This window comes from Microbacterium sp. zg-YB36 (assembly GCF_024623575.2).
Lineage (GTDB): Bacteria > Actinomycetota > Actinomycetes > Actinomycetales > Microbacteriaceae > Microbacterium.
Map to the genome: position 1 here is coordinate 1 of NZ_JANJFD020000012.1, position 15,147 is coordinate 15,147.

Below are 15,147 nucleotides of genomic sequence, written 5' to 3' on the forward strand. Positions count from 1 at the left end.
CCGTTGCCGACCCCCCAAAGGGAATCGGACTTTGATCCAAAGGAATCTCACCCAGCCAAAGCTGGGACGAGGTTATTTGGCATTTGACAAGTGCACGCTGTTGAGTTCTCAAGGATCGGATGCTCCTGCCGGCCGGCCTCACGGCCTGCCCTGCAGGGCAACTTCTCTATCTTAACCATCTCGCTTGGCTTGTCAAATCGACACGCCGGTGAGATGGGCAAGTCCATCCAGGTCAGAAGACCTTCGATCCGGGGACCGAGAGGATGGTTTGTGGCCGCTTGAGGGGTGCGGGGCCTAGGGCCTCTCCGCTGTCCCTGTGGGGCCAACAGAGAAGACTTTACGTGGATCCCAGGGACTCGGCAAATCCAGCTGGGATCCCGGGAGTGTCGCGCGTCATTCCGCGGCGAGCAGCGTGCTCAAGCCATCGGCGAGCACGGCGCCGCCCGAGGCTGCCAGCGCCTGGGACACCGCCGACTGCGTGATCTGCTCGGCGGCGGCGATCTCCCGCTGGGTGGCCCCGAGGCACCGGCTGTACGTGATGCGCCGAGTGCGCTCAGACATCCCCCCCACCAGCTGGTCCCGCGTGAGGAACGACGAGTTCGCCAGTCGAACCGCGGCGCCGTCGCCGGCTCCCTCCCCCGCAGCGGCGACCGCCCACGTACGCGCGTTCGACAACGACCGGCTCTGCTTGCGGTGCACGATCTCGATCGCCGCGCGCGCCGCCCACCACGCGGGCCCCTCGGAGATCGTGCCGACGGTGATCGACGGGACATCCGCAAGCGGCCCGACGCCGATGCCGAACCGGCACTCGATGCCGTCGGGAAGCGCCAGGCGCAGCAGTAGCAGCGACGCCGAAGCCGCGACCAGCGAGGGATAGACCCCCTGCAGCTCATCACCGACGATCGGACGCAGCGCCCGCACCGCGAGCGGGAAGTCTGACTCGACGCGAGCGATCGTGTCGTCGAGGTCGCGCTGGGCCGCGGCGCGGTCCTCCAGGCGACGGGAGCCGACGATGTCGGCGATCACCGCGGCATTCATGAGATAAGCCTAACGCTTATCTTCGCGAAATATCAGTACTGGGCTTATCTAGCGGATGCCGACCGCATGGGCTGCGGCCTGCGCGCGCGCCACGAGTTCGGCCCGCTGCTCGGTGACCCGCGCCGGCGCGGTGCCCCCTACGCCGTCGCGGCTGGCCACCGATCCCTCGATCGTCAGCACACTGCGGACATCGGGAGTGAGCTGCGATGAGACGGCGGCGAGCATGTCGTCATCTGCCTCGTCCAGGTCGATCCCCCGCTCCTCGCACGCCTGCACGAGCGCACCGGAGATCTCGTGCGCATCCCGGAACGGGACGCCGCGCCTGACCAGCCAGTCCGCCACATCGGTGGCCAGTGAGAAACCCTGCGGTGCCAGCTGCGCCATGCGCTCGGTGTGGAATCGCAACGTCGCCACCATCCCCGCGAATGCGGGCAGCACGACTTCGAGGGTCGTGACCGAGTCGAAGACCGGTTCCTTGTCCTCTTGCAGGTCCCGGTTGTACGCCAGCGGCAGTCCCTTGAGCGTGGCGAGGAGCCCGGTCAAGTTGCCGATCAGGCGCCCCGCCTTGCCGCGCGCCAGCTCGGCGATGTCGGGGTTCTTCTTCTGCGGCATGATGCTCGACCCCGTCGAGTAGCCGTCATCGAGGGTGACGAAGCCGAACTCGCGGGTGTTCCAGATGACGATGTCCTCGGCGAACCGGGACACGTCGACGCCGATCATCGCCGTGATGAACGCGAACTCCGCCACCACGTCACGCGCGGCGGTGCCGTCGAGGGAGTTCTCCGCCGGGCGGGCAAGCCCCAGTTCGGTGGCCACCAGCTGCGGATCAAGTCCCAGGGTCGCCCCCGCCAGGGCCCCGCCGCCGTACGGCGAGACGCTGGCGCGCGCCGTCCAGTCGCGCAGTCTTTCCAGATCGCGCACCAGCGGCCACGCGTGGGCCTGCAGATGGTGCGCCAGCAGGATCGGCTGCGCATGCTGCAGGTGGGTGCGTCCGGGCATGATGGCGGTCGGGTGCGCCTCGGCTTGCGCCACGATCGCGTCGATGACCTGCAGGATCTCGTGCGCGATCGTGCGCGCATGGTCCAGCAGGTACAGGCGCACCAGCGTGGCGATCTGATCGTTGCGACTGCGCCCCGCACGGAGTTTGCCGCCCAGATCCGCGCCGACCTCAACGATGAGTGCCGCCTCCAGCGCCCCGTGCACGTCCTCGTCTGCGGGGTCGGCGGCGAGGGTTCCGTCCTGCACCGCGACGGCCAGCGCATCCAGGCCCGCATGCATTCGGGCCTCTTCGTCGGCAGTGAGGTAGCCGGCAGCGGCGAGCGCCTTCGCGTGGGCATGCGAGCCAGCCAGGTCGTACCGGGCGAGCGCCCAGTCGAAATGCGTCGAGCGGCTCAGCGCCACCAGTTCGGGCGAGGGGCCGGAACTGAATCGGCCGCCCCACAGTGCGCCCGCATTCGTGCCTTCGCTCTTGGATCCACTCACCCGCCCAGCCTACCGGGGCGCGGCGGTCCGCCCGGGTACGGCGACCCGGCACAGCAGCGCCACCAGCCGCTCCAGCGGACCGCGGCCCAGCAGCAGCGCCCAGAGCGTACAGCCGGCGAGGAGCCCCAGTGTGATCGGCCAGAACGGCTCGAGGGCTCGGAACCCGGTGAGATCCTCAGTGCGCCCGAGCGCCGCGAGCGCCCAGACGACCCAGACCACCAGTTGCGCGACGTACGCCGTCAACGGCATCGCACCGGCCGCGCGCAGCGGCAGCACGACCCAGGCCAGCGGCGTGCGGCACAGCAGCAGGCACACCGCGATCGCCGCGATCGCGAAGCCTCCCGAGCCGATGACCTCGAGGATGCCGCTGGAATGCGGCCGCGCCGTCCACACCGCCCCCGCGAGAGACTCCGCCTCGGCGAACTCCTCTGCCCCGGACGCGGCATCCAGGCCGTAGCCGATCATCGCCAGCGCCACCCCGACCAGGAGCATCCGCAACTGCGTCTCCAGATCCCGCAGGTTCGTGCGCGCCAGCCCCATCCCCGCCAGGATGAACGCGAGCCACACCAAGAACGGGTAGTGCCAGCCCAGCAGCAGGGCGAGGTCCCCGCCGGCAGGAGTCTCCCAGAACTCCCACCGATCCAGCCAGGCCTGCACGATGGGCATGGTCACCGCGACTGCCGCGGCGGTGATGAGCAGCGGCCGCGCTCCCAGCCGGGTGAACGGGATGCCGAGGACGAACAGCACCGCATACGCCGGCAGGATCACGTAGACCGGGACCCCGGTGGCGATCAGCGCGACACCGAGCAGGTAGAGGATGCCGGCGCGCACCGCGAGTCGCCCCCGGGCGACGCGCAGCGGGTCACCGGTCAGCGGTGCCGCTCCCCCGGTGATGATGCCGATCGACACTCCCGCGAGGGTGGCGAACAGGATCGACGAACGGCCGTCGGCGATCGCCGTCCACGTCGCCGGGTCGGTCCAGCTCCACTCGACGCCGTCCAGCAGGTGGGCGGCGAGCATACCGACGATCGCCAGACCGCGCGCGAGATCGATCCCGGCCAGCCGGCCGGGCGAGTTGAGGCCGCCTACTGCTGCCGCAGCAGCCACACCAGCAAGGCCTTCTGCGCGTGCAGCCGGTTCTCGGCCTCATCCCACACGACGCTTTGCGGGCCGTCGATGACCTCCGCGTCGACCTCGTAGCCGCGGTCTGCGGGCAGACAGTGGATGAAGATCGCCCCGGGGTCGGCCAGCGTCATCGTTTCGGAGGTCACCTTGTAGGCGCCGAGGTCGCGCAGGCGCGCGATCTTCTCCTCCTCCTTGCCCATCGACACCCACGTGTCGGTGACGATGACGTCGGCACCGGCGGCCGCCTCGATCGGGTCGGTGTACAGCGTCAGCGATCCACCGGTCTCGGCGGCGCGACGGTCGGCGTCGGCGACGACGTCCGCGCGCGGCGCATACGCCTCGGGCGACGCGATGCGCACGTGCATACCCGCCGTGACGCCGGCAAGGGCGTAGGAGTGGCTCATGTTGCTGCATCCGTCGCCGAAGAACGTCAGCGTCAGGCCCTTGAGCTCGCCCTTGTGCTCATGGATCGTCAGCAGGTCGGCCAGCAACTGACAGGGGTGGAAGTCGTCGCTCAGGGCGTTGACCACCGGCACGGTGGTGCCGGCCGCCATCTGCTCGAGCCCGGCCTGCGCGTAGGTGCGCCACACGATCGCGGCGACCTGGCGTTCCAGCACCCGCGCGGTGTCGGCAGGGGTCTCCTTGCCGCCCAGCTGACTGCTGGCGGTGGAGATCACCAGCGGCGAACCGCCCAGGTCGGCGATGCCGACGGCGAAGGAGACGCGGGTGCGCGTGGATGACTTGTCGAAGATCACCGCGACCGTCTGCGGGCCGGCGAGCGGCTTGGTCTTCCAGCGGTCCTTCTTCAGGTCGATCGCGAGCTCGATGATCTCGGCCTGTTCGGCGGCGGTCAGGTCGTCATCGCGCAGCAGGTGACGGGTCACTCGGATGCCTCCTCGGTATCGGCAGGGACATCGAGCAGGAGTGCCTGCTCGACGGTGGAGAGGGCGCGCGCGAACAGTTCGGCGAACTCGTCGATCTCGACGTCGCCGATCGTCAGCGGCGGCGCCAGCCGCACGGTGCTGTCGTTGGCGGCGTTGATGATGAGACCGTGTTCGTGCGCGGCGGCGACGACGGCACCGGCGACCGGATGCCGCAGCGCGACACCGATCAGCAGTCCCTGCCCGCGGCATCCTTCCACCAGGGACGAGTCGATCGCGGCGATCGCCTCGCGGATCTGGGGCCCGCGGACGGCGGCGTTGCCGACGAGGTCGGCGCTCTCGATCTCGGCGAGGACCGCCGCGGCGACCGCGGTGCCGAGGGCGTTGCCGCCGAACGTGGAACCGTGGGTGCCGGGGTAGAACAGCTCCGCCGCGGCACCGAAGGTGATGAGCGCGCCGATCGGGAAGCCGCCGCCGATGCCCTTGGCCACGGTGATGGCGTCGGGGGTGATGCCGGCGTGCTGGAACGCGAACCAGGCGCCGGTGCGGCCGGCGCCGGTCTGGATCTCGTCGATGATGAGGAGTGCACCGTGGCGTTCGGTGATCTCCCGCGCCGCCTGGAGGTACCCCTCGGGGAGCTCGACCACGCCCGCCTCGCCCTTGATGGGCTCGACGAACAGCGCCGCGACGCGATCGTCGATCGCCGCCTCGAGCGCTTCGATGGTGGACTCGATCGTCTCGACACCGGGCACCATGGGCAGGAACGGCTCCTGCATGTAGGGCTTGCCGGTCAGCGCGAGCGTCCCCATGGTGCGGCCGTGGAAGGCGTCCTTCAACGCCAGGATGCGTGGGCGATCGGCTCCGCCGTGCAGCCGCGCGAGCTTGAACGCCGCCTCGTTGGCCTCGGCGCCGGAGTTGCCGAAGTACACCCGGCCGGTATCACCGGTGCCGGCCAGCCGCTTCAGCTGCGCGGCCAGTTGCAGCTGCCAGGGCGTTGCGAACAGGTTGGACACGTGCGCGAGCGTCGCCGCCTGGGCGGAGATGGCTTCGACGAACGCGGGGTGGGCGTGGCCGAGGGAGTTCACCGCGATGCCGGCGAGGAAATCCAGGTAGCGGCGCCCGTCGGCATCCCACAGCGCCGCACCCTCCCCCCGCACGAACAGCGCCGAACGGTCGCCGACGTTGCGCACCAGGTCCCGTTGCGCGTCTTCCTGCCAGTTGTCTGCGGTCATCCCGCCACCACCTCCGTGCCGACGCCCTGCGCTGTGAAGATCTCCACCAGCAGCGAATGCGGCTGGCGTCCGTCGATGATCGCGGCGGTGTCCACGCCGCCGTCCACCGCATCCAAGCACGCCTGCATCTTCGGGATCATGCCCGATTCCAAGCGCGGCAGCATGGCGCGCAGCTCGGTCGAGGTCAGGTGCGAGACCAGCGAGCTGCGGTCGGGCCAATCGGCGTAGAGGCCGGGGACGTCGGTGAGGACGATGAGCTTGGTGGCGCCCAGCGCCACGGCCAGCGCCGCCGCCGCGGCATCCGCATTGACGTTGAGCGACTGGCCGGGGTTGTCCAGGTCGGGAGCGATGCTGGAGACCACGGGGATGCGGCCTGCCGCCAGCTGATCGAGCACGGGCTGCGGGTCCACCTCGACCACGTCGCCGACGTTGCCGAGGTCGTGCTCGACGCCGTCGATGTGCACGCCGCGGCGGCGGCCGCCGAACAGCCCGGCATCCTCACCGGACAATCCGCTGGCGAACGGGCCGTGCGTGTTGATGCGGCTGACCAGCTGCGGGTTGATCTGGCCGGTGAGCACCATGCGCACCACCGAGATCGCCTCGGTGGAGGTCACCCGGTAGCCGCCCTTGAACTCACTCGGGATCGCGAGGCGGTCGAGCATTTTCGAGATCTGCGGACCGCCGCCGTGCACGACGACGGGGTGCACTCCCACGAAGCGCAGGTAGGCGATGTCCTCGGCGAAGGCGTTCTGCAGCTCCTCGGACACCATCGCGTTGCCACCGAACTTGATCACGATGATCTGCTCACTGAAACGCTTGAGCCACGGGAGCGACTCGATGAGGACGCCGGCTTTGATCGCCGCCTCTTCGGGCGTGGTCTGCTGGATGTCGGTCATGAGGCGTACGCGCTGTTCTCGTGGACGTAATCGTGGGTGAGGTCGTTGGTGAGGATGCTCGCCGTCTCGGTGCCCGACTTCAGATCGATGAGCACGCGCGTGGCGCGGGGCGTGAGGTCGACCTCCTCGCGGGGGCGGTCGGGGCCGCCGGCAGTGCACACGCGCACGTCGTTCATCCACACATCCACGTCGTACGGGTCGAAGGCGGCATCCGTCGTGCCGATCGCCGCCAGCACGCGACCCCAGTTGGGGTCGTTGCCGAAGATCGCGGCTTTGAACAGGTTGTTGCGGGCCACCGAGCGCCCCACCGTGACGGCGTCGGCTTCGGTCGCGGCGTTCGTGACCTGGATCGTGATGTCGTGGCTCGCGCCCTCGGCATCGCCCTGCAGCTGGCGGGCCAGGTCGCTGCACACCGCGATGAGCGCGGTGCGGAAGGCGTGCGGGTCGGGGACGACATCGCTCGCGCCGCTGGCCATGAGCGTCACCTGGTCGTTGGTGGACATGCACCCGTCGGAGTCGAGCCGGTCGAAGCTGACGCGGGTGGCCTCGCGCAGGTGCGCGTCGGCCTGGGCGGCATCGAGCACGGCATCCGTCGTGATCACCACCAGCATGGTGGCAAGGCCCGGGGCGAGCATGCCGGCGCCCTTGGCCATGCCGCCGATGGTCCAGCCCTCGCCGCGGTAGGCGCTGCGCTTGGGCACGGAGTCGGTGGTCATGATGGCTTCGGATGCCGCTTCTCCCCCGTCGGGGCTCAGCGCCGCGATCCCCTGCTCGACGCCGTCGAGCACCTTGCCGCGGAACACCTCGTCGCCGGTGCCGATGAGGCCCGTGGAGCAGACGAGGATGTCCCCCGGGCTGACCCCGAGCAGCTGCGCCGCCTTCTCCGCCGTCTGGTGGGTGGTCTGGAAGCCGAACGAGCCGGTGAAGCAGTTGGCGCCGCCGGAATTGAGCACGACCGCCTCGACCACGCCGTCGGCGATCGCCTGCTGCGACCACAGGATCGGGTTGGCCTTGGCCCGGTTGCTCGTGAAGACGGCGGCCCCCACCTTGCGGGGTCCCCGGTTGACCACGACGGCGACGTCGGCGTTGCCGCTGGACTTCAAGCCCACCGCGACCCCTGCGGCTTCGAATCCCTGTGCTGCCGTGACGCTCACGGTGCTACTCCGTTCACGGTCAAGCCTGCGGCCTCGTTCAGGCCCAGGGCGATGTTCATTGATTGGATCGCGGCACCCGCGGTGCCCTTGACGAGGTTGTCCACGGCGGTGACGACGACGACGCGGTTCGCGGCGCGGTCGATGGCCAGTCCCATCAGGGCGGTGTTGGCGCCGAGCACGTCTGCGGTGCGCGGGAAGCGGCCCTCCGGCAGCACTTGCACGAAGGTGTCGTCGCGGTAGGCGTCTTCCCAGGCGCGGCGGATGTCGGCATCCGTCGCTCCGGCTGCGATCGGCGCGGTGCTCGTGGCGAGGATGCCACGGGACATCGGCACGATCACGGGGGTGAAGGAGATGCGGATGGCGGCCGTCCTGCCGGCGGAGTCGGTTTGCTTGCTCGCGGCTTCGGCGAGCGCCTGGCGGATCTCGGGGATGTGCCGGTGGCTGCCGCCGACGGCGTACGGGTTCGCGGTGCCGAGGACTTCGGCGGCGAGCAGGTTCGGCTTGAGGCTCTTGCCCGCGCCGGAGGGACCGACGGCGAGCACAGTGACGATGTCGCCGGGGTCGATGACGCCGGCGGCGACGCCGGGGGCGAGACTCAGGCTCACGGTGGAGGCGTTGCATCCGGGGGCGGCGATGCGGGTGGCGCCGACAAGACGGTCCCGCTGTTTACCGCCGGCGATGGGAAGCTCGGGCACGCCGTAGGTCCACGACTCGTGGAAGTGTCCGCCGTAGAACTGCTCCCAGGCATCCGCCGACGTCAGCCGGTGGTCGGCCCCCGCGTCGATGACGAGTGGGGTGTCGGCGAGCGCGTCGGTGTACTGGCCGGACTGGCCGTGTGGCAGCGCGAGGAACACGATGTCGTGGCCGCGGAGGACCTCGGCGGTGGTGTCCTGCAGCTGCAGGTGCGCGAGCGAGCGCAGGTGCGGCTGGTGGTCGATGAGGGGCTGTCCGGCGTTCGAGTGCGCTGTGACGGTGCGGATCTCGATGTCGGGGTGAGCGGCGAGCAGGCGCAGGATCTCGCCGCCCGCATAGCCGGAAGCGCCGGATACGGCGACCGAATAGGTCATGGGTTCAACCTTATTGTCTGGGAAACGGGGCCAGAGACGGCGACTCCGACGCGACGGGTCGTCGCGCGCAGGGCCGCCTAGAGTCGGCGGCCGTCCAGACGCCGGCGCGCGACAGCGACGCTCATGACGAGCGAGACACCGTGCGCGGCCGAAGACATGCCGCGACGATATCCCCCCTCTCCCCCCGCCCGCAAATCCCCGGGCGCTGCCGAGTGAGTATTCGCGGTGCCGAGTGAGTATTCGCGGTGCCGAGTGAGTATTCGCGGTGCCGAGTGAGTATTCGCGGTGGGCGCCACCGCCATCCACCGCGGCTCCTCACCCGAGATCAGCGAGAAGGGCCAATTCCTCGGCGCGGGTGAGGCCGGAACGGCGCGCGCGCTCGAGACCGGCCCGCCGCTCTGCTTCGAGGGTGCGCTCCAGTGTCATCCGCAACGGCCGCAGCCGCCCACCGAGGATCGTGTATGCCACGTGCGAGCGCGACCACATCCCGGTGCGCCCCGGTGGCAGCCACAACGGCAGCGACCGCGGCCCCGCCCAGTACGTCACACCGTGCGCCTGCAACCACTCGTCCGACGCCTCGACCACCGCACCGGTGTGCCCGGCCACCTCGCGCGCCTCGGCGAGCACCGCGCCCAGCGGGTGCGGATCCCCCACCGCGTTGACGACACCGGTCCAGCGCGCATCCCCGATCGCCACGACGAAATCGGCGAGGTCGTCGACGTCGATCACCGCGGCACCGCGCCCCTCGGTGGGAGGAACGAGCACCGCGGCATCCTCGGCGAGCGCGAAACGCGCCACCCAGTAGCCGAATCGATCGCTCGGATCCTCCGGCCCCGCGATGAGCCCGGGGCGCACGATCGCGGCGCGGTGCCCGAGCGCCGCGCGCACGGATGCCTCGGCCGCCGCCTTCTCATGCGGATAGTCCGATTCCTCGCCCTCCGCCAGCGGTGCCACCACCGGTGCGGACTCGTCGGCGCCGGCGACGTCGTCGTCGGCATACACCGAGACGGTCGAGACGAAGGTCCAATGCCGCGTCGTGGATGCCAGCGCGACAACGGCGGATGCCACGGCTGCGGCATCCGACGACAGGTCGACGATCTCATCCCACTCCCGGCCCGCCACCGCGGCGTAGGCGTCGGGGGCGGTGCGGTCGGCGGCGATCAGCCGGGCGCCATCGGGCGCGGGACGCCCGCCGCGTGCCAGACATGTGACCTTCGCTCCCCGGGTGAGCCATTGATCGGCGATGCGGGACCCCAGCCACCCGGTGCCACCGAGGATCAATACGTCTGTCATGGGTCGATTCAACCGGACGCGGGGCCGCGGCTGCGACGAATACTCACTCGGCGCGACGAATACTCACTCGGCGCGACGAATACTCACTCGGCGGCGCGAGCGGGGTCGGAGGCAACTGCCAGGATCGAGCCATGCTCACCACGCTTGCCGTCTCCGGCTACCGGTCGCTGCGCGACGTCGTCGTGCCGCTCGCACCGCTCACCGTCGTCACGGGTGCCAACGGCTCGGGAAAGTCCAACCTGTACCGGGCGCTCCGATTGCTCGCGTCCACCGCCAGCGGCTCGCTCATCGCGGCCGTCGCGCGCGAGGGCGGGCTCCCGTCGGTGCTCTGGGCGGGTCCGGAGAACGGCGGCGGACAAGGCACACAGCGGAGAGGACCGGTCGCCGTGCAACTCGGCTTCGCCAGCGACGAGCTCGGCTACCTCGTCGACCTAGGCATCCCCCAGGTCGACCCGACCAGCGTCTTCGCCCGCGACCCCGAGGTCAAACGAGAGCAGGTCTTCGCCGGCCCGCTCGCCAAACCCGCGACCCTGCTCATCGACCGACTGCGCGGCGCCACGCGCGTTCGCGACGGGGGCTGGACCACCCTCAACCAGCCGCTCGCCCCGTTCGAGAGCATCGTCACCGACCTCGCCGATGGCGACACCGCACCCGAACTCCTGACGCTGCGGCGCATGCTCGGCTCTTGGCGCTTCTACGACCACTTCCGCGTCGACGCCGAAGCCCCCGCTCGTCGCCCCCAGGTGGGCACACGGTCCCACACGCTCGATCATGGCGGCGAGAACCTCGCGGCGGTGTGGGCGACGATCCAGGATGCCGGATTCGGCGATCCCCTCGACCGCGCCGTCGACGCGGCGTTCCCCGGGGCGAAGGTGCAGGTCACCGGCGCCGACGGACTGTTCTCACTCTCCCTGCGGCTGCCGGGATTGTTGCGCCCGCTGCAGGCCGCCGAGCTCTCGGACGGCACCCTCCGGTACCTGCTCCTGTGCGCGGCCCTGCTGCCGGCGCGCCCCGCCCCGCTGATCGTTCTCAACGAGCCCGAGGCGAGCCTGCACTCGGACCTGCTCGAGCCACTGGCCGGGCTCATCGCCGCGGCATCCGACCGTACCCAGCTGCTCGTGGTGACGCATGCCACGCAGCTGGCCGAGGGACTGTCGGATGCCGTACAGGTCGAGTTGCAGCGCACTGCGGACGGCACGGTCGTCGCCGGCCAGGGCATGCTCGACGCCCCTGCCTGGAACTGGGGATCGCGCTGATCGCGACGCGGCGGTGACCGAGCGCTTCCCACACGCGCCGCGCCGCCGAATACTCACTCGACAGCGCGAATACTCACTCGAGACGAATACTCACTCGACAGCGCGAATACTCACTCGACAGCACGAATACTCACTCGACAGCGAGGTCAGTCGCGGATGGCGGCTCCGAGGCGCTCGGCGGCCACGGCGACGCCGGCGAGCTTCGCCTCGGTCGCCTCGGCGGCGGTCAGCGTGCGGTCGGGAGCGCGGAAGCGCAGCGCGAACGTGAGGCTCTTCGCGTCGTCGGGCAGGCCCGGGCCGCGGTAGTCGTCCACGAGACGCAGTGACTCCAGCAGCTCCCCCGCACCGTCGACGAGCGCGGCGCGCACGGCGGATGCCGGCGTCTCGCGCGGCACGACGAGCGAGACGTCCTGCGTCGCGGCGGGGTATCCCGACAGTGACGCGACGACGACCCGGTCGCCGGCGAGGGACAGCACGAGGTCGAGGTCCAGCTCGGCGACGATGACGCGACCGGGCAGGTCCGCGGCCTCCGAGACGGCGGGGAGCACCTCGCCGACGTACCCCACCTCGATGTCGCCGACCGTCAGCACGCCGGTGCGCCCGGGGTGCAGCGCGGCGCGCTCCCCCTGCGCGACGGAAATCTCGACGCCCGCGGCCACCGCGATCGTGCGGACGGCGTCCAGCGCGTCGCCGAGGTCGAACGCCTCGGCGGCCTGCCCCGGCTGCTTCGCGACGCGGTGACCGGTCAGCAGCACGGCGACGTGACGCGGCTGCGGCGGGATCGACGCGTCCAGCGCCGCGAGCGTCGCGGCATCCGGCCGCACGGCCAGCGGCGGCACCTGGTCGGTGCCGTACGCGACGCCCGGCTCGGGCAGGAACACCGTGCCGGTCTCGAACAGCGCGAGGTCGCCGAACCCGCGGGCGAGGTTGCGGTGCGCGACCTGCAGCAGGCCCGGCACGAGCGAACGCCGCAGGAACGGCGCCTGGCCGTCCAGCGGATTGGCGAGCTTGACGCTGGACAGGTGCTCTCCGGAGGCCGACCCGTGCAGGTCGTTCTGCTCCGCCGTCGTGAAGGGGAACGACGGGGTCTCGGTGTACCCGGCGGCCGCGAGTGCGTTGGCCACGCGGCGACGCCCCGCCTGCGCAGGGGTGAGCCCGCGGCCCGACGGCGGCACCGGCAGCACCGAGGGGATGCGGTCGTACCCGTTGATGCGGGCGACCTCCTCGGCGAGGGTCCACTTGTCGGTGAGGTCCGGTCGCCACGACGGCGGGATCACGACCCAGCCGGCACCGGTCTCGGTGACCTCGCAGCCGATCGTCTCCAGAGCGCCGACGATCTCCGCATCGCTGTAGTCCACGCCGATGAGCCCGGGCACGAACTCCCGCGGCAGGTCGATGCCCGCGATGTGCACGTCGGCGAACAGGGCGCCGCCGACCTCGGTGTCCAGCGTGCCGCCCGCGTACTCGACCATCAGGTCGGCCACGCGCCGCGCCGCGACGAACGGGATCAGCGGGTCCACGCCGCGCTCGAAGCGGCGCGATGCCTCGCTGGGCAGCTTGTGCCGCCGGGCGGTGCGGGCGATCGAGACGGTGTCGAAGATCGCGGCCTCGATGAGCACGTTACGGGTGGCGTCGGTCATCTCGGTGGGGCCGCCGCCCATGACGCCGGCCAGGCCGATGGGGCCGGACTCGTCGGTGATGAGCAGGTCCTCGCCGCTGAGCGTGCGCTCCTTGCCGTCGAGGGTCGTGAGCTTCTCCCCCTCCTGCGCGCGACGCACCGTGATGCCGCCCTGCAGCTTGTCGAGGTCGTACCCGTGGATCGGGTTTCCGAGCTCGAGCATCACGTAATTGGTGATGTCGATCAGGATGCCGAGCGAGCGGATGCCGGCGAGCGTCAGCCGCGCGATCATCCACGGCGGCGTGGGCTTGGTCGGATCGACGTCGCGCACGATGCGCACGACGAACTCGCTCGCACCGACACGCCCGCGGATGGGCGCCTGATCGTCCACGGCGACGGCGAAGCCCTCGACGGGCTGCTGCAGCTCGACCCAGGCGCGCTCCCCCGGGTCGCGGAAGTCCGCGCCGGTGGCATGGGCGTATTCGCGGGCGACGCCGCGGATCGACAGCGCGTAGCCGCGGTCGGGGGTGACGTTGATCTCGACGGCGACGTCGTCCAGGCCCAGCAGGGCGATGGCATCCGTCCCCACCTCGGGATCCAGGCCCAGCTCCACCAGACGCAGGATGCCGCTGTGCTCGTCGCCGAGGCCCAGTTCCTTGGCGGAGGCGATCATGCCGTCCGAGACGTGGCCGTAGGTCTTGCGCGCCGCGATCGGGAAGGGACCGGGCAGCACGGCCCCGGGAAGGGTCACCACGACCTTGTCGCCGGGGAAGAAGTTGCGGGCGCCGCACACGATGCCGCGTACCCCGCCGTTGGCCTCGCCGACGTCGACCTGGCACCAGCGGATCGTCTTGCCGTTGGACTGCGCCTCCTCGACGAACTCCACGACCCGGCCCACGACGATGGGGCCCTGCAGGTCGAAGCCGTGCACGTCCTCCTCTTCGAACCCCACCGACACGAGGGCCGCAAGGACGTCGTCGGGCGTCGCGTCCGCCGGAACGTCGACGTATTCACGCAACCACGAGAGCGGAACGCGCATCAGACCACCATTCCAAACTGCTCGCTGAAGCGGACATCGCCTTCGGCCATGTCGCGCATGTCCTGGACATCGCTGCGGAACATGAGAGTCCGCTCGAATCCCATGCCGAACGCGAAGCCGGAGTAGACCTCGGGGTCGATCCCGGCCGCGCGCAGCACGTTGGGGTTGACCATGCCGCAGCCGCCCCACTCGATCCAGCGCGCCCCGCCCTTGAAGGTGGGATGCCACAGGTCGAACTCGGCGGACGGCTCGGTGAAGGGGAAGTAGTTGGCGCGCATGCGCGTCTTCGCCTCGGCGCCGAAGAGGGTGCGCGCGACGTGGTCGAGCGTGCCCTTCAGATGCGCCATCGTGATGCCCTTGTCGACGACGAGACCTTCGAACTGGCTGAACACCGGCAGGTGCGTGGCATCGAACTCGTCGGTGCGGTACACCCGGCCGGGCGCGAGGATGTAGATCGGCAGGTCGCGTTCGAGCATGCTGCGCACCTGCACTGGGCTGGTGTGCGTGCGCATGACGAGGTGTCGCTGCACCGGGTCGACGTAGAAGGTGTCCTGCATCTGGCGTGCCGGGTGGTCGACGTCGAAGTTCAGGGCGTCGAAGTTGAACCACTCGTGCTCGAGCTCGGGGCCTTCGGCGATCTCCCAGCCCATGCCGACGAACAGGTCCGCGATCTGCTCCTGCAGCAGGCTCAGCGGATGCCTCGCACCGGTGCGCGCACGCTGCGCGAGCGCGGTGATGTCCACGCGCTCCGCCTCGAGCTGGGCGGCGGTCTCCGCCGCGACCAGCTCCGCCTCCCGCGCGGCCAGCGCCTGGTTCACGCGACCGCGCGCCTGGCCGACGAGCTTGCCGAATTCCGCCTTGCGCTCGTTGGGCACGGAACGTAGCTGCGCGTTGAGGGCGGCCAGCGGCGAACCCTCGGCGGAGTGCGCGGAGCGCGCCGCCTTCAGCTCGGCCGTGGTGGCGGCGACGGCGATCGCGGCCAGCGCCGCGTCGACCGCGGCATCCACCGCTTCAGGGGTGATCTCGGGAGAGTCAGACACGAAGAACGAGTCTACCGACCGCTGCA

General features: G+C 70.4%; 12 protein-coding genes. 1 reads left to right on the top strand and 11 read right to left on the bottom strand.

The annotated features are described in order from the left end of the window. Positions 1 to 393: 393 nt before the first annotated feature. From NQ151_RS15000 to NQ151_RS15040, 9 genes are all read right to left on the bottom strand, one after another. Complete coding sequence (locus tag NQ151_RS15000; RefSeq protein ID WP_257528589.1) at positions 394 to 1,038, bottom strand: SatD family protein; 645 nt, start codon at positions 1,036 to 1,038, stop codon at positions 394 to 396. A gap of 48 nt (positions 1,039 to 1,086) precedes the next feature. Beyond that, positions 1,087 to 2,520, bottom strand: coding sequence for an argininosuccinate lyase (gene argH, locus NQ151_RS15005; protein WP_257528590.1), 1,434 nt, complete (start codon positions 2,518 to 2,520; stop codon positions 1,087 to 1,089). A 9-nt stretch (positions 2,521 to 2,529) separates the two neighbouring features. Beyond that, positions 2,530 to 3,627 (bottom strand): heparan-alpha-glucosaminide N-acetyltransferase domain-containing protein, encoded by a 1,098-nt coding sequence (locus tag NQ151_RS15010; protein WP_257528591.1) that lies wholly within the window; start codon positions 3,625 to 3,627, stop codon positions 2,530 to 2,532. Further along, positions 3,606 to 4,529, bottom strand: coding sequence for an ornithine carbamoyltransferase (gene argF / locus NQ151_RS15015; protein ID WP_257528592.1), 924 nt, complete (start codon positions 4,527 to 4,529; stop codon positions 3,606 to 3,608). The genes NQ151_RS15010 and argF overlap by 22 nt, the downstream gene beginning before the upstream one ends. After that, positions 4,526 to 5,758, bottom strand: coding sequence for an acetylornithine transaminase (locus NQ151_RS15020; protein WP_257510130.1), 1,233 nt, complete (start codon positions 5,756 to 5,758; stop codon positions 4,526 to 4,528). The genes argF and NQ151_RS15020 overlap by 4 nt, the downstream gene beginning before the upstream one ends. Further along, positions 5,755 to 6,654: an acetylglutamate kinase gene (argB, locus tag NQ151_RS15025; RefSeq protein WP_257510131.1), complete on the bottom strand. Its 900-nt coding sequence runs from the start codon at positions 6,652 to 6,654 to the stop codon at positions 5,755 to 5,757. Before argB ends, NQ151_RS15020 begins: the two co-directional genes overlap by 4 nt. Further along, the gene (gene argJ / locus NQ151_RS15030) at positions 6,651 to 7,808 is read right to left on the bottom strand and encodes a bifunctional glutamate N-acetyltransferase/amino-acid acetyltransferase ArgJ (RefSeq protein ID WP_257528593.1); all 1,158 of its coding nucleotides are present in this window, start codon (positions 7,806 to 7,808) and stop codon (positions 6,651 to 6,653) included. Before argJ ends, argB begins: the two co-directional genes overlap by 4 nt. Then, complete coding sequence (argC, locus tag NQ151_RS15035) at positions 7,805 to 8,875, bottom strand: N-acetyl-gamma-glutamyl-phosphate reductase (RefSeq protein ID WP_257528594.1); 1,071 nt, start codon at positions 8,873 to 8,875, stop codon at positions 7,805 to 7,807. Before argC ends, argJ begins: the two co-directional genes overlap by 4 nt. 315 nt (positions 8,876 to 9,190) lie before the next feature. Beyond that, positions 9,191 to 10,168: an NAD-dependent epimerase/dehydratase family protein gene (locus NQ151_RS15040; RefSeq protein ID WP_257528595.1), complete on the bottom strand. Its 978-nt coding sequence runs from the start codon at positions 10,166 to 10,168 to the stop codon at positions 9,191 to 9,193. Between the two features lie 131 nt (positions 10,169 to 10,299). On the opposite strand from NQ151_RS15040, the gene NQ151_RS15045 reads away from it, so the two are divergent. Further along, positions 10,300 to 11,424, top strand: coding sequence for an AAA family ATPase (locus NQ151_RS15045; protein ID WP_257528596.1), 1,125 nt, complete (start codon positions 10,300 to 10,302; stop codon positions 11,422 to 11,424). A 146-nt stretch (positions 11,425 to 11,570) separates the two neighbouring features. Here NQ151_RS15045 and pheT read toward each other — a convergent pair whose 3' ends face one another. Both pheT and pheS read right to left on the bottom strand, forming a co-directional pair. After that, on the bottom strand, positions 11,571 to 14,081 hold the full coding sequence (pheT, locus tag NQ151_RS15050; protein ID WP_257528597.1) for a phenylalanine--tRNA ligase subunit beta: 2,511 nt from the start codon (positions 14,079 to 14,081) through the stop codon (positions 11,571 to 11,573). After that, complete coding sequence (pheS, locus tag NQ151_RS15055; protein WP_257528598.1) at positions 14,081 to 15,121, bottom strand: phenylalanine--tRNA ligase subunit alpha; 1,041 nt, start codon at positions 15,119 to 15,121, stop codon at positions 14,081 to 14,083. Before pheS ends, pheT begins: the two co-directional genes overlap by 1 nt. Positions 15,122 to 15,147 lie beyond the last annotated feature (26 nt).